At 65.0% G+C, this 24,192-nt stretch carries 19 protein-coding genes; 6 read left to right on the top strand and 13 right to left on the bottom strand.

The window, feature by feature from the left end:
• The first annotated feature begins 261 nt into the window (after positions 1-261).
• A complete protein-coding gene (locus AC0L3C_RS26265; RefSeq protein ID WP_473409340.1) occupies positions 262-1,539 on the top strand; it encodes an acyl-CoA dehydrogenase family protein in 1,278 nt (425 codons plus the stop codon).
• A 168-nt stretch (positions 1,540-1,707) separates the two neighbouring features.
• Here the strand turns inward: AC0L3C_RS26265 and yghU are convergent, their stop codons facing one another.
• Positions 1,708-2,589: a glutathione-dependent disulfide-bond oxidoreductase gene (gene yghU / locus AC0L3C_RS26260; protein WP_473409339.1), complete on the bottom strand. Its 882-nt coding sequence runs from the start codon at positions 2,587-2,589 to the stop codon at positions 1,708-1,710.
• 304 nt (positions 2,590-2,893) lie between these two features.
• On the opposite strand from yghU, the gene AC0L3C_RS26255 reads away from it, so the two are divergent.
• Both AC0L3C_RS26255 and AC0L3C_RS26250 read left to right on the top strand, forming a co-directional pair.
• On the top strand, positions 2,894-4,027 hold the full coding sequence (locus AC0L3C_RS26255; RefSeq protein WP_473409338.1) for a nitronate monooxygenase: 1,134 nt from the start codon (positions 2,894-2,896) through the stop codon (positions 4,025-4,027).
• 168 nt (positions 4,028-4,195) lie between these two features.
• Entirely contained in the window at positions 4,196-5,704 is a 1,509-nt protein-coding gene (locus AC0L3C_RS26250; RefSeq protein ID WP_473409337.1) for an acetyl-CoA acetyltransferase, read from the top strand.
• A gap of 146 nt (positions 5,705-5,850) precedes the next feature.
• On the opposite strand, the gene AC0L3C_RS26245 is transcribed toward AC0L3C_RS26250, so the two are convergent.
• From AC0L3C_RS26245 to ltnD, 6 genes are all read right to left on the bottom strand, one after another.
• Complete coding sequence (locus AC0L3C_RS26245; RefSeq protein ID WP_473409336.1) at positions 5,851-7,053, bottom strand: efflux RND transporter periplasmic adaptor subunit; 1,203 nt, start codon at positions 7,051-7,053, stop codon at positions 5,851-5,853.
• On the bottom strand, positions 7,040-10,219 hold the full coding sequence (locus AC0L3C_RS26240) for an efflux RND transporter permease subunit (RefSeq protein ID WP_473409335.1): 3,180 nt from the start codon (positions 10,217-10,219) through the stop codon (positions 7,040-7,042). The genes AC0L3C_RS26245 and AC0L3C_RS26240 overlap by 14 nt, the downstream gene beginning before the upstream one ends.
• 245 nt (positions 10,220-10,464) lie before the next feature.
• The gene (locus AC0L3C_RS26235) at positions 10,465-12,156 is read right to left on the bottom strand and encodes a methyl-accepting chemotaxis protein (protein ID WP_473409334.1); all 1,692 of its coding nucleotides are present in this window, start codon (positions 12,154-12,156) and stop codon (positions 10,465-10,467) included.
• A gap of 168 nt (positions 12,157-12,324) precedes the next feature.
• Positions 12,325-13,614 carry a 3-oxo-tetronate kinase gene (otnK, locus tag AC0L3C_RS26230; RefSeq protein ID WP_473409333.1) on the bottom strand — a complete coding sequence of 430 codons (1,290 nt, stop codon included), beginning with the start codon at positions 13,612-13,614 and terminating at the stop codon, positions 12,325-12,327.
• The gene (gene otnI / locus AC0L3C_RS26225) at positions 13,611-14,393 is read right to left on the bottom strand and encodes a 2-oxo-tetronate isomerase (RefSeq protein ID WP_473409332.1); all 783 of its coding nucleotides are present in this window, start codon (positions 14,391-14,393) and stop codon (positions 13,611-13,613) included. Before otnI ends, otnK begins: the two co-directional genes overlap by 4 nt.
• Before the next feature lie 14 nt (positions 14,394-14,407).
• Positions 14,408-15,325, bottom strand: coding sequence for an L-threonate dehydrogenase (gene ltnD, locus AC0L3C_RS26220; protein WP_473409331.1), 918 nt, complete (start codon positions 15,323-15,325; stop codon positions 14,408-14,410).
• 103 nt (positions 15,326-15,428) lie between these two features.
• Between ltnD and otnC the strand changes: the two genes are divergently transcribed.
• A complete protein-coding gene (gene otnC, locus AC0L3C_RS26215) occupies positions 15,429-16,103 on the top strand; it encodes a 3-oxo-tetronate 4-phosphate decarboxylase (RefSeq protein WP_473409330.1) in 675 nt (224 codons plus the stop codon).
• A 184-nt stretch (positions 16,104-16,287) separates the two neighbouring features.
• Here otnC and AC0L3C_RS26210 read toward each other — a convergent pair whose 3' ends face one another.
• The 6 genes from AC0L3C_RS26210 to AC0L3C_RS26185 all read right to left on the bottom strand — a co-directional run bounded on the left by AC0L3C_RS26210 (position 16,288) and on the right by AC0L3C_RS26185 (position 21,869).
• Entirely contained in the window at positions 16,288-16,992 is a 705-nt protein-coding gene (locus AC0L3C_RS26210) for an ABC transporter ATP-binding protein (protein ID WP_473264090.1), read from the bottom strand.
• Positions 16,976-17,707: an ABC transporter ATP-binding protein gene (locus tag AC0L3C_RS26205; protein WP_473366291.1), complete on the bottom strand. Its 732-nt coding sequence runs from the start codon at positions 17,705-17,707 to the stop codon at positions 16,976-16,978. The genes AC0L3C_RS26210 and AC0L3C_RS26205 overlap by 17 nt, the downstream gene beginning before the upstream one ends.
• A complete protein-coding gene (locus tag AC0L3C_RS26200) occupies positions 17,704-18,687 on the bottom strand; it encodes a branched-chain amino acid ABC transporter permease (RefSeq protein ID WP_007593738.1) in 984 nt (327 codons plus the stop codon). Before AC0L3C_RS26200 ends, AC0L3C_RS26205 begins: the two co-directional genes overlap by 4 nt.
• The gene (locus AC0L3C_RS26195) at positions 18,687-19,565 is read right to left on the bottom strand and encodes a branched-chain amino acid ABC transporter permease (RefSeq protein ID WP_026233279.1); all 879 of its coding nucleotides are present in this window, start codon (positions 19,563-19,565) and stop codon (positions 18,687-18,689) included. Before AC0L3C_RS26195 ends, AC0L3C_RS26200 begins: the two co-directional genes overlap by 1 nt.
• Positions 19,566-19,719: 154 nt before the next feature.
• Complete coding sequence (locus tag AC0L3C_RS26190) at positions 19,720-20,964, bottom strand: ABC transporter substrate-binding protein (protein ID WP_473279531.1); 1,245 nt, start codon at positions 20,962-20,964, stop codon at positions 19,720-19,722.
• An 89-nt stretch (positions 20,965-21,053) separates the two neighbouring features.
• Entirely contained in the window at positions 21,054-21,869 is an 816-nt protein-coding gene (locus tag AC0L3C_RS26185; RefSeq protein ID WP_473409329.1) for a putative hydro-lyase, read from the bottom strand.
• 120 nt (positions 21,870-21,989) lie between these two features.
• Between AC0L3C_RS26185 and AC0L3C_RS26180 the strand changes: the two genes are divergently transcribed.
• Positions 21,990-22,907 (top strand): LysR family transcriptional regulator, encoded by a 918-nt coding sequence (locus tag AC0L3C_RS26180; RefSeq protein WP_473264094.1) that lies wholly within the window; start codon positions 21,990-21,992, stop codon positions 22,905-22,907.
• Between the two features lie 32 nt (positions 22,908-22,939).
• Positions 22,940-24,190 carry an allantoate amidohydrolase gene (locus AC0L3C_RS26175; protein WP_473409328.1) on the top strand — a complete coding sequence of 417 codons (1,251 nt, stop codon included), beginning with the start codon at positions 22,940-22,942 and terminating at the stop codon, positions 24,188-24,190.
• Positions 24,191-24,192 lie beyond the last annotated feature (2 nt).

Raw genomic sequence — 24,192 nt, 5'->3', positions numbered from 1 at the left:
CGCTGTCATGCCCCGGCTCGACCGGGGCATCCAGCACGCCGCGGCCTCTCCATGAATCACCGACGCCTCGGAGTACTGGATCGCCCGATCAAGTCGGGCGATGACAGCGAGAATGCAGCCCCATTCAAACAACATTTCAAACGCCCTCGCGATATTCCATCACGTGGCATGGCTCATGTTGGAAAAATGCGCGCTCGCACTTTGGCGACGCTGCGACTATTCTCCGGCTCAACGCGATCTCAGCGCCCCCCGGGAGGAACAATGACAAAACACACCTATATTCCCCGCACCACCAACTACACCCTCAATCCCGGCGACGAGCTCAACGACCTCCGGATGTCGGACCAGGTCCGGCCGCTCTATGATCACGTCAGGAAATTCATCCGCGACACCGTCGAGCCGATGTCGATCGAGTTCGCCAAGGCTGGTGAAGGCAAAGCTGATCGCTGGAGCTTCACGCCGAAGCAGCTCGAGGTGCTGGAGAAGGCCAAGAACAAGGCAAAGCAGGAAGGCCTCTGGAACTTCTTCCTGCCCGACGACGAGACCGGCCAGGGCCTGAAGAATCTCGACTACGCCTATATCGCATCCGAGCTCGGCAAGAGTCCGCTCGCCTCGGAGAGCATGAACTGCTCGGCGCCGGATACCGGCAACATGGAGGTGCTGGAGCGCGTCGGCACCCAGGAGCAGAAGGAGAAGTGGCTGAAGCCGCTGATGAACGGCGAGATCCGCTCGGCCTATGTCATGACCGAGCCGAACGTCGCCTCCTCCGATGCCAAGAACATCTCGACCACCGCCAAGCTCGTCGGCGACGAATGGGTCATCAACGGCGAGAAGTATTACATCTCCGGCGTCGGCGATCCCCGTTGCAAGATCCTCATCGTGATGGTGAAGACCAATCCGGATGCGGCGCCGAGCAAGCAGCAGTCGCAGATCCTGGTGCCGCGCGACACGCCTGGCGTCGAGGTGCTCGGCCCCATGTACGTGTTCGGCCAGGACCACGCGCCGCGCGGCCACATGCACATGCGCTTCAACAATGTGCGCGTGCCCAAGGAGAACATTCTGCTCGGCGAAGGCCGCGGCTTCGAGATCTCGCAGCTTCGGCTCGGGCCGGGCCGCATCCATCACTGCATGCGCACCATCGGCAAGGCCGAGAAGGCGCTCGATTTGATGGTGCAGCGTGGCCTCACCCGCGAGGCCTTCGGCAAGAAGATCGCCCATCTCGGCGGCAACATGCAGATCATCGCGCAGGCGCGCTGCGAGATCGAGGCGATGCGGCTGATGGTGCTGAAGGCCGCCAAGGCCATGGACGTGCTCGGCAACAAGGAGGCTCGTGTCTGGGTGTCCATGGTCAAGGCCATGGTGCCGGAGCGCGCCTGCAAGATCATCGACCAGTCGATCCAGATGCACGGCGCCACCGGCATCTCGCACTGGACCCCGCTGGCCGAAATGTACCAGGACGTCCGTCATCTCCGCTTCGCGGACGGTCCGGACGAGGTGCACTGGATGGTGGTGGGACGCCACGAGCTGAGCATGGCGTGATCTTTCTTCCCCTTCTCCCCGCCTGGGGGGAGAAGGTTGGGGATGAGGGGGAGTCTCCGCGGGGACGCTGTCAGTGGGACTCGCGGAGACTCCCCCTCGCCCGGATTGCATCTTCGATGCAATCCGACCTCTCCCCGCAAGCGGGGCGAGGTGAAGCGAGCACCGCCCTTACGACGCGGCCACCTCGCCGATCTTGTCCTGCGTCCTGGTCTCGAAATCGCTGACGTCGTGCCGCTCGTGGAGCTGGCTGGCGGGATCGCCGGAGACACGGTTGACCATGCGGCCACGCTTGACGGCCGGACGCTTGGCGATCTGGTCGGTCCAGCGCTGCACGTGCTTGTAGTCCTGCACGGACAGGAATTCGCCGGCGCCGTAGACCAGCCCCTTGGCGAGCGCGCCGTACCAGGGCCACACCGCCATGTCGGCGATGGTGTAGTCGCTGCCGGCGAGATATTCGTTGTCGGCGAGCCGGCGGTCGAGCACGTCGAGCTGGCGCTTGGTCTCCATCGCGAAACGGTCGATGGCATATTCGATCTTGGTCGGCGCGTAAGCGTAGAAATGGCCGAAGCCACCACCGAGATAGGGCGCGCTGCCCATCTGCCAGAAAAGCCACGACATCGCTTCGGTGCGGGTCTTGATGTCCTTCGGCAGGAAGGCGCCGAACTTTTCGGCGAGGTAGAACAGGATCGAGCCGGACTCGAACACCCGGATCGGCTCCGGGCCGGAGCGGTCCGTCAGCGCCGGGATCTTGGAATTCGGATTGATGTCGACAAAGCCGCTGCCGAACTGGTCGCCGTTGCCGATCTTGATCAGCCAGGCGTCATACTCCGCGCCTTTGTGGCCGAGCGCCAGAAGCTCCTCCAGCATGACGGTGACCTTGACGCCGTTCGGCGTCGCCAGCGAATAGAGCTGGAAGGGATGCTTGCCGACCGGTAGCTCCTTGTCGTGGGTGGGACCGGCGATCGGGCGGTTAATGCTGGCGAACTGTCCGCCGTTCTCCTTATTCCAGGTCCAGACTTTCGGCGGCACGTAGGCGGGGGTGTCGGTCATGGGAGGGCTCCGGCGAAAAAGATGCGCCTGCATTAATTAGCCCACGGACGGCCGATGGCAAGCCCTGCCGGCCCTGCGTCCTGCGCGGGCCTCGCGACCGCGTCATGCATCCGACGTTGCCGAGGACGGCCATCACGAGAATCCGCTTCTGTCGAGCCAGGCGTACGGCTTCGCGCAACACGGCGTGTGCACGCAAGATGCGCTGCCAAATCCGGATTGGCATTGCGCAAGACGATGGTCTAGCGTCGATGAGCCTTCGCTCAAGATTGCAACGACAGCAACGCGAGGCCGCCGGGAGAGAACGATGAAATCGCCGATCTGCGACATGCTGGGCATCGATTTCCCGCTGCTCGCCTTCAGCCATTGCCGCGATGTCGTCGCCGCCGTCAGCCGGGCCGGCGGCTTTGGCGTGTTAGGTGCGACCGTGCACACGCCGGATACGCTGGAGCGCGAACTGAAATGGATCGACGAGCACGTTGACGGCAAGCCTTACGGCATCGACGTGCTGATCCCCGAAAACATCTCGACCTCGGGCGAGAAGGACGTCACCTGGAAGAGCCTGGAAGCGCGCGTGCCACAGGAGCACCGCAACTACACCCGCGATCTCCTGAAGAAATATGACATCGAACTCACGACCACCGAGGTCGCCGACAACCAGCCGCAGCCGTTCGATGGCAGGACCGCGCTGGAGCTGCTGGAGGTGTCGTTCAACCACCCGATCCGGCTAATCGCCAATGCCCTGGGCGTGCCGCCGAAGGCCATGATCGAAATGGGCAGGAAGCATGGCGTGCCGGTCGCGGCGCTGGTCGGCGCCAAGGAGCACGCGCTGCGCCAGGTCGCAGCCGGCGTCGATATCCTCGTGGTCCAAGGCACCGAAGCCGGCGGCCATTGCGGCGAGGTCTCGACCATGGTGTTGGTGCCGGAGGTGATCAAGGCGATCAAGAAGGTCCGCGACGTGCCGGTGCTGGCCGCCGGCGGCATCATGACGGGACGGCAGATGGCAGCCTGCATGGCGATGGGTGCCGCGGGCGCCTGGACCGGGTCGGTGTGGCTTGCCACCGTGGAGGCCGAGACCACGCAGATTTTTCGCGAGAAGATGATCGCGGCGTCCTCGCGCGATGCGATCCGCTCGAAGGGCCGCACCGGAAAGCCGGCACGGCAGCTTCGCTCGGTCTGGACCGACGCCTGGGACCGCGCACCCGAGAGCCCCGGCGCATTGCCGATGCCGCTGCAAAGCATCGTCAGTCGCGACGCCTTCAACTCGATCGACCGGGCGGCGGCGGGCGGCAACGCGAAGGCGCGCGATCTCGTGAGTTACTTCGTCGGCCAGGGCGTCGGGCTGATCGACAGCGTGAAATCGGCCGGCGCGGTGGTGCAGGAGTTCAAGGAAGAGTTCGCCGAAGCCGTCGAGCACATGAATGCGCTGGTGGCGGAGTGATGGTGTGTGTGGCCCATCCTTCGAGGCTCGCCAAGCGCCGCAAGCGTCGCTCGGCTCGCACCTCAGGATGACGCTTCCCCCGTAGCCGTCACCCTGAGGTGGTCGCTTCTTCAGCGGCCCTCGAAGGGCGACGGCCTACCGAAGATCTAGAAAGCGAACCACGAAGAAATGACCAATACCCCCGAAGACCGCATCCCCGTCATCGTCGGCGTCGGCGAGATCGTCGATCGCCCCAAGGAGATCACCGATGGCCTCGAGCCGCTCGACCTGCTCGAAAAGGCCTTGCTGCGCGCGGAAGCAGATGCCGGCACAAGGCTGCTCGGCGAGGTGCAATCGCTCGACGTCGTCAACTTCCTGAGCTGGCGCTATCGCGATCCGGAAAAACTGCTGGCGCAGCGGCTCGGCATCACGCCTTCGCATTGCTATTACGGGCCGGTCGGCGGCGAGAGCCCGATCCGCTATATTCACGAAGCCGCAAAGCGCATCGCGCGCGGTGAATGCAGTGTTGCCGCAGTTTGCGGCGCGGAGGCACAGTCGACGGCGACCAAGGCCGAGCGCGCCGGCGCGAAGCTGCCATGGACGCCGTTCGCGCATGATGTCGAGGAGCCGAAGCGCGGCGCGGCATTCCAGAAGCCGCTGGCCGTGAAGCTCGGCGTGTTCCGGCCGGTCACGGTGTATCCGTTCTACGAGGCGGCCTCCTCCGCGCATTGGGGGCAGACGCCGCGCGACGCGATGGCAGAGTCTGGCGTGCTGTGGTCGCGCTATTCCGAAGCCGCCGCGCAAAATCCGAATGCCTGGCTGAAGCGGCGCTATGCGCCGGAGGAAATCACGACACCGACGGCGGACAACCGCCTGATCGCCTGGCCCTACAACAAGCTCATGGTTGCCAACCCTAGCGTCAACATGGGCGGCGCGCTGCTGCTCACCAGCCTCGCCAAGGCGCGTGCGGCAGGCATTGCCGAGGACAAGCTCGTCTACCCGCTCGGCGGCGGCTCGGCCGAGGAGCCGCGCGACTATCTGTTGCGCGACCAGTTTTACGAGAGCCATTCGCAGAACGCCGTTTTGAAGGCCGTGATGGATCTCGTCGGCGGCGACGGCAAGACGTTCGACGCGATCGAGCTCTATAGCTGCTTTCCGTGCGTGCCCAAGATGGCGCGGCGGACGCTGGGCCTGGGTGCGGACGTGCGGCCGACCGTGACCGGCGGCCTCACCTTCTTCGGCGCACCGCTCAACACCTACATGACCCATGCCGCCTGCGCGATGGTGCGGCGGGTGCGCGACGGCGCAAAGCTCGGCCTGCTCTACGGCCAGGGCGGCTTCGTCACCAAGCATCATGCGCTGGTGGTGTCGAAGGTGCCGCCGCGTGAGGCATTGGCACAGGAGACGAGCGTGCAGGCGGCGGCAGACAGCAACAGGCGCGCGGTGCCGGAGTTCGTCACGGATGTCTCGGGCAAAGGCAAGGTCGAGAGCTTTACGGTGCTCTACGGCCGGGCCGGCGATGTCGAGCACGGCGTGGTGATGCTGCGGGCGGAAGACGACAGGCGCACGCTGGCGCGGATTCCGGCGAGCGACACGGCGACGCTGGCGCATTTGCTCGACATGAACAGGACGCCGGTGGGTTCGCTGGGCGAGATCACGATGGCCGCCGATGGCGTGCCGGAGTGGCGGGTGGCGTAGTGGTCTCCCTCGCCCCGCTTGCGGGGAGAGGGTGGGGTGAGGGGGAGTCTCCGCAAGGACGGTGAGAGTTGGACTCGCGGAGAGTCCCCCTCACCCGATCGCTTCGCGATCGACCTCTCCCCGCAAGCGGGGCGAGGTGAAGAAACCTACCCCTTCGGCGCCTGCTTCTCGGACGCGGTCGCCGGCTTGCCCTTGGCGCCGGCGCCGGTCACGCGGACCTGGTCGCCGTCGGAGAGGCCATCCGGTGGTGCCGTGATGACGCGGTCATCCGCTGCAATTCCGGAGGCGAGCTCGATCTCGCGGCCGAGATCACGGGCGATGGTCACGGGCTTGAACAGCACCTTGTCGTCCGGACCGACGGTTGCGACGCGCAGGCCGTTGCCGTTGAAGATCAGCGCGCTCGCGGGAATGCTGAGTGGCGCGGCATCGCGCTGCAGGCTGAGCTTCACGCTGGCGTAGCCACCGGGCATCAGCTCGCCTGAGGAATTGTCGAGACCGAGTTGCATGCGCGTCGTGCCGGAGGCGACATCAACCGCCTGGGAGGAGGCCTCCACCGTCGCCTGGAAGGTCCGGTTCGGATACTCCGGCAGCACGATGGCGGCCTTCGCGCCGATCTTGATCGCGGGCACGTAGTTCTGGGGAACGTTGATGTAGACGCGCAGCTTGGTGATGTCGGAGACCACGAACATCGCCGGGCCCGAGCCGCCGCCTGAATTGATCAGCGCACCGACGTCGGTGTCCCGCGCCGTAACCACACCGTCAAACGGAGCGGTGATCTTCTTGTAACCGGCGAGCGCCTCGAGCCGCTCGACATTGGCCTGGCCCGAGCGAACCGCCGCGTTCTTGTTGGAGAGATCGGCGGTACGCTCGTCGATCTCCTGCGCGGAGACGAAGTTGGAGGCGACCAGCGTCTTGCGGCGGTTGAGGGTGGCTTCCGACAGCCTGGCGCTGGACTGCTGGCTGGCGAGGTCGGCGCGGGCCTGAAGCAGTTGCTGGTCGAGGTCGGGCGCCTCGATCTCGGCGATCACCTGACCGGCCTTCACCCGCGCACCGATGTCGGCGCTCCAGCTTTTGAGATAGCCGGGAACGCGGGCAAAGATCGGCGCGCGATAATAGGCTTCGAGACGGCCCGGCAAGTCGATGGTCGAATTGAGAGCCTTGGCATTAGGCAGCGTCACCGCGACGCTGGGAACGGCCTGGTCATCGGTCCATGCCTTCAGCCTTGAGCCCTGCTCCTCGCGGGCACGGATGCCGGTGCCCACGACCAGCCCCGCCGCGATCAGCGCCACCACGCCGAAAATGCCCAGTTTCCGGTGCGACACCGGGGAGCGGGATTCAGTGGGCGACATGCGGGGTCTCCAGGGAGGCGGCCGCTTTGGCGCCTTGCTTCTTGTGTACCATGCTGAACACCACGGGAACAAACATCAGCGTGGCGAAAGTTGCAAAGATCAGGCCGCCGATCACGGCGCGGCCGAGCGGCGCATTCTGCTCGCCGCCCTCTCCGAGCCCCAAGGCCATCGGCGCCATGCCGATGATCATGGCGAGCGCGGTCATCAGCACCGGGCGGAACCGGACGAAGCCGGCTTCCAGCGCCGCGGCGATGGGATCGCCGAGCTCTTCGTAGCGCTCGCGCGCGAACGAGATCACGAGTACGCTGTTGGCGGTGGCAACGCCCATGCACATGATGGCGCCGGTCAGCGCGGGCACCGACAGCGTCGTCTCCGTGGCGAACAGCATCCAGACGATGCCGGCGAGCGCGGCCGGCAGCGCCGTGATGATCACAAAGGGATCGGACCAGGACTGGAAGTTCACGACGATCAGGAAATAGATCAGGACGACCGCTCCGAGCAGGCCGAACAACAAGCCGGTGAAGGCGCTGTTCATGGTCTGCACCTGGCCGAGCAGCACCACGGAAGAGCCTTTCGGCACCTCCTTCGCGGTGTCGGCGATCACCTGGCGGATGTCGGTCGCGACCGCACCAAGATCGCGGCCCGATGTCGTGGCGAAGATCTGCACCATCGACTGGATGTCGTATTGCGAGACCACCGCGCTCGAGGTCGAGCGCCTGATATCGGCGATGCCGCCGAGGATCGGCGACTGCGAATTGCCGACGGCCGTGATCGGCAACGTCTGAAGCGCGCTGAGCGAATCCATCTGGTATTGCGGCGTCTGCATCACGATCGAATAGGACACGCCGTTATCCGGATTGAGGTAATAGGTCGGCGCTACCTGCGAGGAGCCGGCAAGGTTGACCACGAGACTGTTGGTGACGTCGCGCTCGGTCAGGCCGACATATTGCGCGCGGGTGCGGTCGACATCGATGTTGAAGGTCGGATTGTTCGGCGACTGCTGGATGCGCGCATCGGCGACGCCGGGAATCCTGCGGACCCTGGCCAGCAGATTGTTGGCGTACGCGAAGTTAGCGCTGAGATTGGCACCGCGGATCTGCAGGTCGATCGGCGCCGGCGCGCCGAAGTTCAGGATCTGGCTGACGATGTCGGCGGGCAGGAAGGCGAAGCTGACGCCGGGGAACAGCCGCGGCAGTTGCTCACGCAGCACGCGCACATGCTCCTCCGTCGGCTTGTGGCCTTCCTTCAGCTTGATCTGGATGTCGCCATCCTGCGGGCCGATCACGCCGGTGTTGTTGTAGGTCATGTTGATGCCGGAGATCGGCATGCCGATGTTGTCGGTCAGCGTGTCGATCTCGCCCGGGATCAGCTTGCGGATCGCCTTCTGCACGTCGGCGAGCTGGTTTGCGGTCTCCTCCACGCGGGTGCCGACCTGGGTGCGGACGTGCATCAGGATGTTGCCGGCATCGACCGCGGGGAAGAAGTTGCGCCCGAGGAACGGCACCAGCGCGAACGACGCGCCGACCACGCAGAGGAAGCCGATCACGAACACCGGACGGTGCGCGAGCGCGAGCCGGAGGAAATTGTGATAGCCACCGCGAATGCGCTCGAAGCGAGCCTCGAAACCGCGCTGGAACCAGACCAGGGGATTGCGCGACTTCGGCGGACCGTCCTCGTGGTGGACATGCGCCTGCAACAAATAGTTCGCCATGGTCGGCACCAGCGTGCGCGACAGCAGGAACGACCAGATCATCGCGAACATCACCGCTTCCGCCATCGGCACGAACAGGAAGCGCGCCACGCCGCTGAGGAAGAACATCGGCACAAACACGATGCAGATGCAGAGCAGCGAGACGAAGGCCGGCGTCACGATCTGGTTGGCGCCGTCGAGGATCGACTGCTCGACCGGCTTGCCCTGCTCCAGATGATAGTTGATGTTCTCGATCGTGACGGTGGCGTCGTCGACGAGAATGCCGACCGCGAGTGCCAGGCCGCCGAGCGTCATGATGTTCAGCGTCTCGCCGATCGCCGACAGCATGATGATGGCGCCGAGCACGGAGAGCGGGATCGAGACCGCGATGATCACGGTCGAGCGCCAGCTGCCGAGGAACAGCAGGATCATGACGCTGGTGAGCAGTGCCGCGATCACGCCCTCGAACGCGACGCCTTCGATGGCGCCGCGGACGAACACCGACTGGTCGCCGATGAAGCCGATCTTGAGCGCGTCCGGCAGCTGGTCCTTGACGTCGATCACCTTCTGCTTGATGCCTGCGATGATGTCGAGCGTCGAGATCGCGCCCGCCTTCAGCACCATCATCAGCACCGAGCGATTGCCGTCGACATGGACGATGTTGGTCTGCGGCGGGTTGCCGTCGCGCACGGTCGCGACATCGCGCACATAGACCATCGCGCCATTGACGGTCTTGATCGGCAGATTGCCGAGTTCCTCGATCTTCAGCGGCGAGTTGTTGAGCTGGATGTTGTATTCGAACTGCCCGATCTTCTGGGTGCCGACGGGCGTGATCAGGTTCTGGGCCGCGAGCGCGTTGGCGACGTCCTGGCCGGACAGGCCGCGGGCCTGGAGCGCGGTCGGGTCGAGATCGATCTGGATCTGGCGCTGCTTGCCGCCGAATGGATACGGGATCGCAGCACCCGGCACGGTGACCAGCGGCGTACGCAGCTGGTTGATGCCGATATCGGCGAGGTTCTGCTCGGTCAGCCCGTCGCCCGACAGCGCCACCTGGACGATCGGCACGGTGGAGGCGGAGTAGTTCAGGATCAGAGGCGGCGTCGCGCCCGGCGGCATCTGCTTGATCAGCGTCTGCGAGATCGCGGTGACCTGCGCATTGGCGGTGCGGATGTCGACGTTCGGCTGGAAGAAGATCTTGATGATGCCAAAGCCGTTATAGGAATTGGCGGTGATGTGCTCGATGTCGTTGACCGTCGTGGTCAGCGCGCGCTGGAACGGCGTGGTGATGCGGCCCGACATCTGGTCGGGCGGCAGGCCGGTGTATTGCCAGACCACCCCGATCACGGGGATGCGGATGTCCGGGAAGATGTCGGTCGGCGTCCGCAGCGCCGCCAGCGGTCCGATGATCAGGAGCAGGAGCGCGAGCACGACAAACGTGTAGGGCCGGCTCAGGGCAATACGGACCAGAGCAATCATTCGTTGGGCAATTCCAGATCAGGGACCGGAAACACCGCCCCCGCGGGTTCCTCGGCTGATTTACCTGAAGACCGCACAAATGGCCAACGACGCTGCGGCACCTGCGGTAACTTCCCTGCTATCGCACTGCGAAATCGCATTCCAGATATGCAGCTCAGGCCCGAAAGATGACAGAAGCCGCTGTTCCCCGCGTAAAAAAAGCGGCCTCCGCGGACGCCGCTTTCAGGAATTCCGTGCCTGCCAGCCTAGGCCGCGCGGACGTTGGTCAGGAACTTGCTGACTTCGGTCTTGAGCCGGTTCGAGTCGTTCGACAGCATCTGCGCCGCCGACAGCACCTGCGAGGAGGCCGTGCCGGTCTCGGTCGCGCCGCGCTGCACGTCGGTGATATTGGAGGAAACCTGCTGGGTGCCCTGCGCTGCCTGCTGGACGTTGCGGGCGATCTCCTGGGTCGCCGCGCCCTGCTCTTCCACGGCCGCCGCGATCGCCGACGAGATCTCCGACAGACGCTCGATGGTCGACGAGATCTCCTTGATCGCGCCGACCGAGTCGTTGGTCGCCGCCTGGATGCCGGAGATCTGCTGGCCGATCTCACCGGTCGCCTTCGCGGTCTGCTCGGCGAGCGCCTTCACCTCGGAGGCGACGACCGCAAAGCCGCGGCCGGCTTCGCCGGCGCGTGCGGCTTCGATGGTCGCGTTCAGCGCCAGAAGGTTGGTCTGGCCGGCGATGGTGTTGATGAGCTCGACGACGTCGCCGATGCGCGAGGCTGCCTTGGAGAGCTCGCTGACGCGTTCGGTGGTGGTGCGCGCCTGGCCGACGGCGTCGCCCGCCATCCGCGCAGATTCCTGCACCTGACGGCTGATCTCGCCGACCGATGAGGCCATCTCCTCGGTGGCCGAGGCCACCGACTGCACGTTGGTCGAGGCCTCCTCCGACGCTCCGGCAACCGTGGTCGCCAGCCGCTGGGAGCGGTCGGCGGTCGAGGTCAGCGTCGAGGCGGAGGCCTCCAACTGGGTCGAGGCCGACGACACGGTCTGGACGATCTCGCCGATCATCGTTTCGAATTCGCGGGTGATGTTGTCGACGCGGCGGCCGCGCTCGATCTTGGCTTCGGCATCGGCGGCGGCAGCCTCGTCGGCGGCCTTCTTGGCGATCAGCGCGTCCTTGAAGATCTGGAGCACGTCGGCCATGGCGCCGATCTCGGTCTTCGCACCACGGTGCGGAACCTCGGCGGAAAGGTCGCCCTTGCCGAGTGCCTGCATCGGCTGGGTAATCGAGTTGATGCCGTTCGAGACGTCCTGCACCAGGTAGAAGCCAACGCCGGAGCCGACAAGGACGGCGGCGCCGAGAATGATCGCGACCAGCATGAAGGCATAATAGTAGCTGTTGGCGGCATCCTGCGCGGCCTGGTCGCCACCCTTGGTGTTGAGCTCGATGTCCTTGCGCAGAACCTCGTCGGCCTGAAGCCCGATCTTGTTGACCGTCTTGGTGTTCAGCTCATGCGCCTCGTGCGGGACCTTGCCGGCCTCCTTGCGCGACAGCGCCATGACCTCCTGGGTGCCCTTCTTGTAATCGTCCCAGAACCTGGACCATTCACCGTAGAGTGCCCGTTCTTCAGGCGAGGTAATCATGTCCTCGTAAGTTTTGCGGAATTTGCTGTTGGCCTCGATCACGGTCGCAAGCGTCTTCTCTGCCGCGAGCTTCTCGTCCAGCGTTTCCGACAGCATGTGCTCCCGGATGACGTTGCGGTAAGTGATGACGCCGGCACGCAGGTCGCCGAGCACGCGCACGCTGGGCATCCAGCTCGTGGTGATGTCGACGGTGTTGGCATTCATCGACCGCATCTTCATGACGGCGAGCAGGCCCATGCCGGCCATCGCGACCAGCAGGAACGCCACGACACTGATGATCTTGGCGCGGATGGAAATGGTGGCGAGCATATGGAGTCTCTTTGTGCTGGCGCGGCGGCGCGTCCGGAAGTCTACGAATCAACCTAAGGGAGCAGCACCGACATCCAACACCAGAGCACCTGAGCAGACGTTAACGACGACTCCGTACGAGTACGGAAGCCTGAAACAAGTGAACACGACGCTAAAAATGCCCTGCGCTCAGCGCATGAGCCTAAGCGCACCGGAGAAAAACTCGGGCCCGCCGAAATTTCCGGACTTCAAGGCGAGCAACATGTCGCCTTTTTCAGCACCGACCGCGCGCAGCACCGGGACGCCCGCCGCAATCTCTACTCCAACGAGAAATCCGGGGATCTTCAGGCGGTCGACCACGGCGCCGGATGTCTCCCCGCCGGCAACGACCAGGCGCTTGACGCCGGCTTGCACCAGACCCTCGGCGATGTCGGCCATCGCCTGCTCGATGGCGTGACCGACCGCGTCGCGACCATGGCGCGCCTGGAGCGCGGCGACCTGATGGGGCGTCGAGCTCGATGCGATCAGGACCGGACCGTCGGCCAGTCGCGGCTTCGCCCAGGCCAGCGCGCGCTGCGCCTCGTCCTCGCCCGTAGTAATACGGTCCGGATCGAGATGCAGCACCGGCATGACATGCTCGGCATTGGCGATCTGCTGAAGCGTCGCCTGCGAGCAACTTCCGGCCAGGCACGCCGCCGGTCCGCCGACCGCTGCCCCCGCCTCGCTGCTCGCCGCGGTCGATGTGACCTTGCCTGTGGACAGCAGCGCCCGCGCCAACCCAAGGCCGATGCCGGAGGCGCCGACCGACAACCGATGCTGGGCAGCGACGAGGCCGATGGTCTCGAGGTCGCGATCGAACACGGCGTCGATGATCGCCGCGCCAATGCCCTTGCCCGCGAGTTCGGCCAGCCGCGCCCGCACGGCATCCGCGCCGCGCGTGACGGTGGCGAGGTCGACGAGGCCGATTTGCGTCCTGCTCTGGCGCGCCAGCACGCGCACCAGGTTGGAATCGTGCATCGGGTTGAGCGGATGGTCCTTCAGCGGGCTCTCGTTCAGCGGCACGGCACCGACGAACAGATTGCCCTGGTAGACGGTGCGGCCGGTCTCCGGAAAGGCCGGCGTCACCAGCACGGCCGCCTCGCCGCCATCGGCGCGCAGCGCGTCCATCACCGGGCCGATATTGCCGGCATCGGTGGAATCGAAGGTCGAGCAGATCTTGAACAGCACGTGGCTTGCGCCGCGGCCGCGCAGCCATGTCTCGGCCGCGCGCGAGCGCGACACGGCGAGGCCGGCCTCGATCGAGCGGCTCTTCAAGGACACCACGACGGCGTCGACCTCGGGCAGCGCGAGATCGTCCGCGGGCACGCCGATGGTCTGCACGGTGCGCAAGCCGGCGCGCGTCAGCGTGTTGGCGAGGTCGGAGGCGCCGGTGTAGTCGTCGGCAATGCAGCCAAGAGAGATTTTCGCTGCAAGTGTCACGGCTTCACTCCCGCATAAGGCTTGAACCAGGCGAGGCCGTCGGTGGTCTTGCCGCGCGGATTATATTCGCAGCCGACGAAGCGGGCATAACCGAGCCGGTCGAGTTCGTCGAACAGGAACGGATAGTTCAGCTCCTCGCCGTCAGGCTCGTTGCGCGAGGGGATGCTGGCGATCTGGATGTGGCCGATCAGCGGCATCATCTCGCGCAGCCGCATCGTGACGTCGCCATGGATGATCTGGCAGTGATAGATGTCGAACTGGAGCTTCAGGTTCGGAAGCCGCAGCTCCTGGATCAGGTCGCGCGCGAATCCGAAATCGTTGAGGAAATAGCCGGGCACGTTGCGTGCATTGATCGGCTCGAGCACGATGTCGATGCCGTGCGGCGCAAAGAACTCGGCGGCCCACGCCACCGATTTGTAGAACGCCTCGATGGCGACGCGCTCGCCGCGGTTGGCGATGCCCGCCATCAAATGCAGCCGCTTGACGCCGGTCGCCTTGGCGTAGGGCAGCGCGGTCTCCAGGCTCGCCTTGAGCTCGGGGAATCGCGACGGGAGTGCCGCAAAGCCCTTCTCGCCGGCATTCCAGTCGCCCGGCGGGAGGTTGAACAGCGCCTGGGTCAAGCCGTTGCGCTTGAGCCGCTCGCCGACGGCCTCGGCCGGATGCTCATAGGGAAAGAGAAACTCGACGGCGGTGAAGCCGGCTGCCGCGGCGGCGTCGAAGCGGTCGAGGAACGGCACCTCGGTGAACATCATCGAGAGATTGGCGGCAAAACGGGGCATGGGGATCCTCTTGGCTATTTGTCGCCGGGCAGCTTGACGCCGGTGACCTGTGCATACATCCTTGCCACCGACGCATCGTCGTCGCGGCCCATGCCGGCGGCTGACGTCATCAAGAACATCTGAAGTGCTGCGGCGGAGACCGGAACCGGGAATCTGGCACTGCGCGCCATGTCCTGGATGATGCCGAGATCCTTGACGAAGATCTCGACCGCACTGCGCGGCGTGTAATCGCCGTCGAGCACGTGCGGCATGCGGTTCTCGAACATCCAGGAGTTTCCGGCGGACGCCGTGATCACCTCATAGACCTTGCGGATATCAAGACCCTGCTTGGCCGCGAACGCGATCGCCTCGCTGGCCGCGGCGATATGCACGCCGGCGAGCAACTGGTTGATCATCTTGAAGGCGGCGCCCTGGCCTGCGGCATCGCCGAGCTCGTAGAGCTTTGCGGCCATGGCATCGAGCGCGGGCCGCGCTTTCTCAAACGCAGCCGGACTGCCGGAGGCGAGAATGGTCAGCTCGCCCTGCGCTGCGCGCTGCGCCCCGCCGGAGATCGGCGCATCCAGATAGTGCCGGCCCGTCGCCTCCAACTGCTTGGCGAGACGCCGCGCCACGTCGGGATCCATGGTCGCCGACGACAGGAAGACGCTGTCCCTGGCCATGGTTTCGGCGACGCCATCCTTGCCGAACAGGATGGTCTCGGTCTGCGCGGCATTGACGACGACGCTGACGACGATGTCGGCGCCTTTGGCGGCTTCAGCCGGCGTCTTGGCGCCGGCGCCGCCCTCCGTCACGAAGCGCGCGACCGCATCAGCCGAGACGTCGCAGCCGGTGACGACATGACCGGCGCGCTTCAGCGAAGTCGCCATGCCAAACCCCATCGAGCCGAGCCCGATGACGGCGATGCGCTGATTCTGTGACGTGGAGGCGGACATGCAACTGATCCTTGCGACGTTTCCCGGACGGCCGCCCTTTGCGGCAGCTTGGCAACCGATTAACACGGCTTGGCCGCGCTGCCAAAGCGTGAGACAAACGGACATGACGGCCATGAGCAACGAGACACGGCTCCGCGAAGACATTTGCCGCTTCGGACGGTCCCTGTTCGAGCGTGGGCTGACGCCCGGCTCCTCCGGCAATATCAGCGTCAGGCTGGACGGCGGCGGCTGGCTGGTGACGCCGACCAATGCCTCGCTCGGCTTCCTCGATCCCGCAAAACTATCGCGGCTGGACGATCAGGGCCGACTGGTTTCGGGCGATGCGCCGACCAAGGAAGTTCCGCTGCACAATGCGCTCTACGCCACGCGCGGGAGCGCAAGGGCGATCGTGCATCTGCATTCCACCCATTCGGTCGCGCTGTCGATGCTCCCGGAGATCGAGCCGCGCGCTGCGCTGCCGCCGATGACCGCTTATTATCTGATGAAATGCGGCGCCACCGCGCTCGTGCCTTATTACCGCCCGGGTGATCCCGCGGTCGCCGATGCGATCAGGGGGCTGGCGGGGAAATACTCATCCGTGCTGCTCGCCAATCACGGCCCGGTCGTCGCGGGCGACACGCTGGAAGCAGCGGTGTTCGCGACGGAGGAGCTGGAGGAGACGGCGAAGCTGTATCTGTTGCTGCGCGGGATGAACCCGCGGTATTTGTCGCCGGAGCAGGTGACGAATCTGGTGAAGGTGTTTGGGCTGACCCTGCCGGAGCATGGGCACGAGCATTGAGCCTCGTGCAGCCGAGGGCGAACTAACACCGCCCTACTCATCGCTGTCATTCCCCGCGAAGGCGGGGAATCCAGTACGCCGCAGCTTCTCGGCTCAATCACAACGGCCTCTGGAATACTGGATCGCCCGCCTTCGCGGGCGATGACGCCGAGGGTGTTGCGCGAGCGTGCCCAACACTTCGCGGCTACAGCCCCAGATACGCCTTGCGCACGTCCGGATTGCCCTTGATCTCGCTTGCCGCACCCTGCATCAGCACGCGGCCGGTTTGCAGGATGTAGGCGCGGTCTGCGATCTCGAGGCACTCCGCCATGCGTTGCTCCACGATCAGCACGGTCATGCCGGCATCGCGGATGTGCTTCACAGCCTGGAAGATCTCGTCGACAAGCTTCGGCATGATGCCCTGTGAGGGTTCGTCGAGCATCAACAGCCGCGGGCGCGTCATCAGCGCACGGCCGATCGCGAGCATCTGCTGCTCGCCGCCGCTTAGCGTCTCGGCGCGCTGCTCCAGGCGCTCGGAGAGGCGCGGAAACAGCTGGAACACGAGATCGAGCGGACTCTCGCGGTCGGCCTCGCCGCGGTAGAGATAGCTGCCGAGGCGCAGATTGTCGCGCACGGAGAGGCGCGGAAACAAGCGGCGGTTCTCCGGCACATAGGCGATGCCCGTGGCCGTGATATGATGCTGCGCCATCCCGTCGAGGCGCTTGCCGTCGAACGTCACCGTACCCGAACGCGGGCGCTCGGCGCCGGCGATGGATTTGAGCAGCGTCGACTTGCCCGCGCCGTTGGCGCCGGCGACGCAGACGATCTCGCCCTTGGCGACCTCAATGCTGACCGCGGAGATCGCGACCAGGCCCTGATAGGCGGTCGTGACTTCACGCACCGACAGCATGACGATCTCCCAGATATGCGCTGATCACCTTGGGATCGCGGACGATTTCAGTGGGCTTGCCCTCGACCAGCACCTTGCCGAGGTCGAGCACGATGGCTCGGTCGACCAGCGGCATCACGATCTCCATGACGTGCTCGACCATCAGCACGGTGATGCCGGCGTCACGCACCTTGCGCACCAGCGCGACACCGGTCTGCGCTTCGGTCGGCGTAAGACCGGTGAGGACTTCGTCGAGCAGCAGCAGCTTTGGTTCGGTCGCAAGCGCACGCGCGACTTCGAGGCGGCGCTTTTCGGCCGGCACGAGGTCGCTCGCGAGCACGTTGGCGCGCGCGGCAAGACCGGTGAACTCCAGCACCTCATGCGCCTTGCGGCGGGCCTCGCGCATCACGGTGTTGCGCACCAGCGCACCGACGATCACGTTGTCGACAACCGTCATGGTCTCGAAGCTCTTGACGACCTGGAAGGTGCGACCGACGCCGCGCTGGCAGCGCTCGGCGGCCGGCATGCTGGTGACATCCTCGCCGTCGAACCAGATCGAGCCTTGCGTCGGCGGCAGCACGCCGGCGATGAGATTGAACAGGGTCGACTTGCCGGCGCCGTTGGGGCCGATCAAGCCGACGATCTCGCCGCGGCCGACCGAGATCGAGACGTCGCTGTTGGCGACGAGGCCGCCGAACCGCTGCCAGACGCCGCGGGTTTCAAGCAGCGGGGTCATCGCGTGGCTCCCTTCCGCTTCGCACGAGAGAACAGGCTCACCAAACCCTGCGGCAGGGCGAGCGAAATCAGCACGATCAGCGTGCCGTAGACGATCAGGTCGACGCCGCGGCCCGAGCCGCCGATATAGGAGCGCGTCAGCTCCGTCATCGGGATCAGGATGGCCGCCCCCAACACGGGCCCCCAGAGGGTGCCGATGCCACCGAGCACGGCCGGCAACGCCATCAGCAGCGAGAACTGGAAGCCCATGACGCTTTCAGGATCGATATAGGCGAGAAACTGCGCATAGAAAGCGCCGCCGATGGCCACGAGGAAAGCGGAGACGGCAGCCGCGCCCATCTTGGAGTTGAACACGACGACACCGAGGCTCTCGGCCGCTTCCGGATTGTCCTTTACCGCGCGCCACCAGAAGCCCCATTTGGAGTCCTCCAGCCACCAGGTGACGAACCAGGCGAGGCTGCACAGCACCAGTGCAAAATAGAAGTACGGCAGCTTGCTGCGCATGAACTGGAATTTCAGCCAGCTGTCGCCGCGCACCGGAATGGTGATTCCCATCGCGGCCCCCGCCCATTCCCAGTTCTGGAACAGCAGCAGCCCGATCTCGGCGATGACGATGGTCGCGATCACGAAATAATGGCCGCGCAGGCGGAAGAAGGGATAGCCGAGCCCCATCGCGATCGCGGCCGCGACTGCGCCGCCGGCGAGCATCCCGAACCATGGCAGTACGCCGAACTTGGTGAACAGCAGCTCGGTGGTGTAGGCGCCGATGCCGAAATAAAGCGCATGTCCCAGCGAGATCTGTCCGCAATAGCCGGAGAGAATATTCCAGCTCTGCGACAGCGCCGCATACATCAAGGTCAGGATCAGGATGTTCTGGACGTAGACGTCCTTGATGAACAGCGGCGCGAGCGCCGCCAGGGCGGTCAGCACCGCAGCGATGATGAGGTCGCGGCGGCGCCGCGCGGCAAAATCCTTGTCCATCACATCGATCCGAACAGGCCGCGCGGCCGGATGAAGACGACCAGCAGGTAGACGGCGTAGATGCCGACCGATTTCAGGGACGGCGGCAGCACCAGCGCGGTGGTGGCCTCGACGAGACCGACGATGATCCCGCCGGCGAAAGCGCCGAACACGCTGCCGAAGCCGCCGAGCGCGACCGTGACGTAGGCGATCAGCGCAAAGGACGCGCCGACGTCGGGATAGATATAGAAGAAGCTCGCCATGATCGCTCCGGCGAGACCGACCAGCGCGGCACCAAGCCCCCAGCCGAGCGCGAACACGCGATTCTTGTCGATGCCGACGAGGGCCACCGCGCCGGGATCTTCACGGGTGGCCTCCAGAGCGCGACCGAAATCGGTGCGATGGATGAAGAAGTAGAGGCCGGCAAAGGCCAGGATCGAAACCAGCGCACCCATGAGCTGCGGCTCGGGCAGGAAGACGCCGGCGATCGAGATCGTCTTGCCACCGAGCCAGGACTGCGGAACGCTGCGATAATCGGGCGTGAAGAAGAATTGCGCGAGGCCGCGCATCACGATGGCGAGGCCAAAGGTGGAGAAGATCTGCACCATGCCGGCATTGGCCTTGGCCCGCATGGCGAAGCGTACGATCAACAAATAGACGACCGCTCCGAATACGAACAGCGCGGCGGCCACCAGCGGGGCCGACAGCAAGGGGTCGATGGCGAAGAACGTGAACAGGAAGAAGCTCACATACATCGCGATCATCAGGAACTCGCCATGGGCGAAGTTCACGACGTCCATCAGGCCGAAGATCAGCGCGAGACCGACGGCGATCAGTCCGTAGAGCAGGCCCATGAGAAGGCCGCTCGCGAGACTTTGGATAATGGTTTGGGCTGTCAAAAGTCTGTCCCCCGAACTACGTCCTCATCCTGAGGAGCGCGCACCGCGCGCGTCTCGAAGGATGGCCCAGCCCTCGTCCTTCGAGACGCGGGCTGCGCGCCCGCTCCTCAGGATGAGGGCGGGAGCTACGATCTGTGCTCCCGCTCGCCGTGTCTTACTTCATCGGCCAGATCGCCTCGGCGATCGCGGCCTGCGGCGGGAAGATGGTGACGAACTTGCCGCCGACATATTGCAGCAGCACCGGGTCGGCGTCGTTGTTCTGGCCCATTTCGTCGAACTTGACGCGCTTCCAGGGCATGATCGTCTGCTCGCCCGGGATGTCGGTGGCAGCCAGCGCGTCGCGGATCTTCTCGCCGTCGGTCGACTTGGCGCGGCTGATGGCGTCGGCGAGGATGATCAGGCCCATGAACTGACGCGAGGTGAGATCGTTGAAATCCTTGCCCGACCGCGTCTTGAACATCTCGTTGATCTTGCCGACCATCGGGCGCTTCTGCGCGAGATCGAGCGAGAAGGTGCCGCGCGAGATCACGCCTTCGAGCTTGTCGCCGACGGCGTCGTAGAGCGCCTTCTCGGAGAAGCCGGCGTCCTGCGCCACGATCGCGTTCGGCTTGTAACCGAGCTCGCCCATGGTCTTGACCAGCAGGATGCCGTCAGTGGTGTAGCTCGAGGGCATCAGCACGTCAGCGTTGGCGCTCTTGAGCTGCTGCACCTCGGCAGAGAGCGAGGGCGAGTTGGCGCGATACTTGATGTCGGAGACGATCTTGTAGCCGCGCTCGCCGGCGATCTTGGCCTGGGCGTTGCCGGAATCGGTGCCGAAGATGGTGTCCTCGTGGAACAGCGACAAGGTCTCGATCTTGGTGCCCTTCTTCTTCAAGGCATCGAAGAAGTCGAACATCGCGGCCGAGTACATCTCGTCATGCGGCGCGGCGCGGAAGTAATATTTCAGGCCGCGACGGTGCAGGCTCGGCGAGGAGTTGTCCGCGGAGACGAACGGTATCTGATAGCGCTCGCAGATCTGGCTGACGGTGACGGCGACCGCGCTCTGATAGGTGCCGATGATGGCGGAGACCTTCTCCTGCGTGATCAGGCGCTCGGCCTCGGCGCGGCCCTTCTGCGGATCGGCCTGGTGGTCGGCGAAAACGAGGCGGACCTTGGCGCCGCCGAGACCCGGCAGGCCCGCGCCCTTGGCCAGCGGCAGGTCGAAATCGGTGTCCTTGTTGATGACCTCGAGCGCGGTCTCATACGCCTTCTGCGCGTCGACGCCCTGCTGTGCGCTGCCGCCGGAGAACGGATAGATCACGCCGATCACGACTTCCGAAGCCTGTGCGCGTGCTGCCAGCGGCAACAGCGCGGCCGTAGCGGTGGCTCCCAACAATACGTCGCGGCGAGTGATCGTCATGGCAAAGTCCCCTGTTACTGAATTTCGGCTGATCGAATGAAGCGATTGGTGGATGCGGTAAAGCTCGAAGAAGCAGCAAACGCTGCCCACTAAATCACGGCCATGGTCCTGTTCTTGAGATCCGTCACCAACATCAGGCCCGGCGAATGCGTGATCGCGAACGGCAGCCTTGCGGCGTTGATGACTGATTGCGGCGTCACGCCGCAGGCCCAAAACACCGGGATCTCATCGTCGGCGACCGGCACCGGATCGCCGTAGTCCGGCTTGGCGATGTCCTTGATGCCGATCAGATGCGGATGGCCGAGATGCACGGGCGCGCCGTGCACGGCCGGATAGCGCGAGGTGATCTGCACTGCACGGATTGCATCCGCCGGCTTGAACGGACGCATCGACACCACCATGGGGCCGGCGAAGGGACCGGACTCGCCGCAGGCGATGTTGGTGCGATACATCGGCACGCGCACATTGTGCTCGATGTGGCGGATCGGCATGCCCTCGTCGAGCAGCGCCTCTTCGAACGAGAACGAGCAGCCGAGCACGAAGGTCACGAGATCGTCGCGCCAATGCTTTGTCACATCGGTCGGCTCGTCCACGACTTCGCCGTCGCGCCAAACGCGATAGCGCGGCACGTCGGTGCGGATGTCGAGATCGGCGCCAAGCGAGGGGATGTGCGGACTGCCGACATCGGACATGCCGATGATCGGGCACGGCTTGGGATTGAGTTGGCAGAAGCGGTGAAAGGCGCCGGCATGTTCCGCCGGCAGGATCGCCAGATTGCCCTGGACGAAGCCGGGGGCGACGCCGGCGGTGGAGGCGACCAGCCCCTCGCGGTAGGCAAGCCGCGCCTTGCGGCTCGGGAGCGTGTCGGGCGTTTCAGTTTGCTGCACTGCCACCAAAACAGTCATGAGATCGACCTGCCTATAAACTCGACAAAGACAAGCCAACACCACGCGTGCTATAAAGTCTAATCTTCCTTTCTAATCAATATCGATAAATTTCTTTTATCGAGCAGGAAAATCCCTCCAATGCTGGACTTCAGATCGATCGAGACGTTCCTTTGGGTTGTGAAGCTCGGCAGCTTTCGCGGCGCCGCAGCACGCCTCAACACGACCCAACCGGCGATCTCGCAGCGCATCGCCCAGCTCGAGCGCGAGATGGGGGTGAAGCTGTTGAACCGCGACCACCGCGTGGCCTCGCCGACGCCAAGCGGCCGGCAGATGATGGTCTATGCGGAGAAGCTGATCGGCCTGCGCGCCGCGATGATCGCCGAGATCGGCGACCGCTCGGCGATGCGCGGCGTGATGCGGCTCGGCGTCGCCGAAACCATCGTGCACACCTGGCTGCCGCGGCTCGTAAAGAGCATGAACGAAGTCTACCCGAACCTGTCGCTGGAGATCGAGGTCGACATCACGCCGAACCTGACCGCGCGCCTGCTTGCGCAGGAAATCGAGCTTGCCTTCGTCGTCGGTCCGCTCTCAGCCTCCGGGGTGCACAACCGCGTCCTCGCCGACTATCCGATCGGCTTTCTGGCGAGTCCTTCGCTCGGGCTCGGCAAGGGTCCAGTGACGCCGGCGGATCTCGCGCGCTTTCCGATCATCACCTTCCCGCGCAAGACCAAGCCTTACGAGGTCGTGCGCGAGGTGTTCGACCGGCCGGAGCTGCCGCCGATCCGGCTGCACGCCTCCGCCTCGCTTGCGACCGTGATTCACATGGCGGTCGAGGGCCTCGGCATTGCCGTGATCCCCGACGCCATCGTCGAGAGCGAGCTCGCAGACGGGCGCCTGCAACTGCTCGACACCGATCTCAAAATCGCGCCGCTGACATTCACCGCCAGCTGGCTCGCCTCGCCCGATGTCGTGGCGGTGGAGCGGGTCGCAGAGCTTGCATGTCAGATTGCGCAGGGCAGCCTTACAGTTGACGCGCCCGCGCCGGCGCGTCATTGAAACAGGCGCCGGATTACTGAGAGACTGACCGCATGAGCCGAGCCGCCACCAATTTGCAAATCGATTCCGCCCGCCTCTGGGGCTCCATCCACGAGACCGCGCAGTTCGGCGCGACGGCCAAGGGCGGCGTGCGGCGGCTGACGCTGAGCGCGGAGGACAAGCAGGTGCGCGACTGGTTCCGCAAGGCCTGCGAGGACGCCGGCTTAGAGGTGCACACCGATGCGCTCGGTTCGCAGTTCGGCCTGCGCAAGGGATGCGACATGTCGAAGCCGCCCGTCGGCATCGGCTCGCATCTCGACACGCAACCCACCGGCGGCAAGTATGACGGCATTCTGGGAACGCTCGGCGCACTGGAAGTGATCCGCACGTTGAACGACGCCGGCATTGAGACCGAGGCGCCGATCTGCGTGGTCAACTGGACCAACGAAGAGGGCTCGCGCTTCGCTCCCGCGATGATGGCCTCCGCCGCTTATGTCGGCGACTTCACCACCGACGACATCCTGTCGCGCAAGGACGCCGACGGCACCACCGTCGGCCAGGCGCTCGACGGCATCGGCTATCGCGGCGACAAGCCGGTTGGCTTCCAGAAGCTCGGCTGTTTCGTCGAGCTGCACATTGAGCAGGGCCCGATCCTGGAAGCGGAAGGCAAGACCATCGGCGTCGTCGATTCCGGCCAGGGCGTACTTTGGTACGACGGCAAGATTTCCGGCTTCGAGAGCCATGCCGGGTCGACGCCGATGCCGCTGCGGCGCGATGCGCTGGCGACGCTGTCCGAGATCGTGCTGGCGATGGAAGTCATCGCGAGCAAGCATGGGCCGAAGGCCGTCGGCACCATCGGCGAGGCCGTGATCGCAAACCCCTCGCGCAATGTCATCCCCGGCGAGATCGCCTTCACGATGGACTGCCGCAGTGCGGACGGCGCGATCATGGATGCGCTCGATCGCGATCTGCGCGGCGCGATTGCCGAGATCGCCGTACGCCGCAAGGTCGAGGTGAAGATCGACCTGGTCTGGCGCAAGCCGCCGACGCATTTCGATCCCAGATTGATTGCGGCAGTCGAGAACGCGGCGAAGACGCTCGGCTACTCCTCTCGCCGCATCACCTCCGGCGCGGGCCACGATGCCTGCAACCTCAACACAATCATCCCGGCCGCAATGGTGTTCGTGCCCTGCAAGGACGGCATCAGCCACAACGAGCTGGAAGACGCCACGCAGCCCGATTGCGCCGCAGGCACCAACGTCCTCATGCATACCGTGCTGGCGATCGCCGGCGTCGCGTCCTGACC

It is taken from the genome of Bradyrhizobium sp. WSM4872 (assembly GCF_055811715.1).
This window is presented reverse-complemented; position numbering and strand designations above follow the sequence as displayed.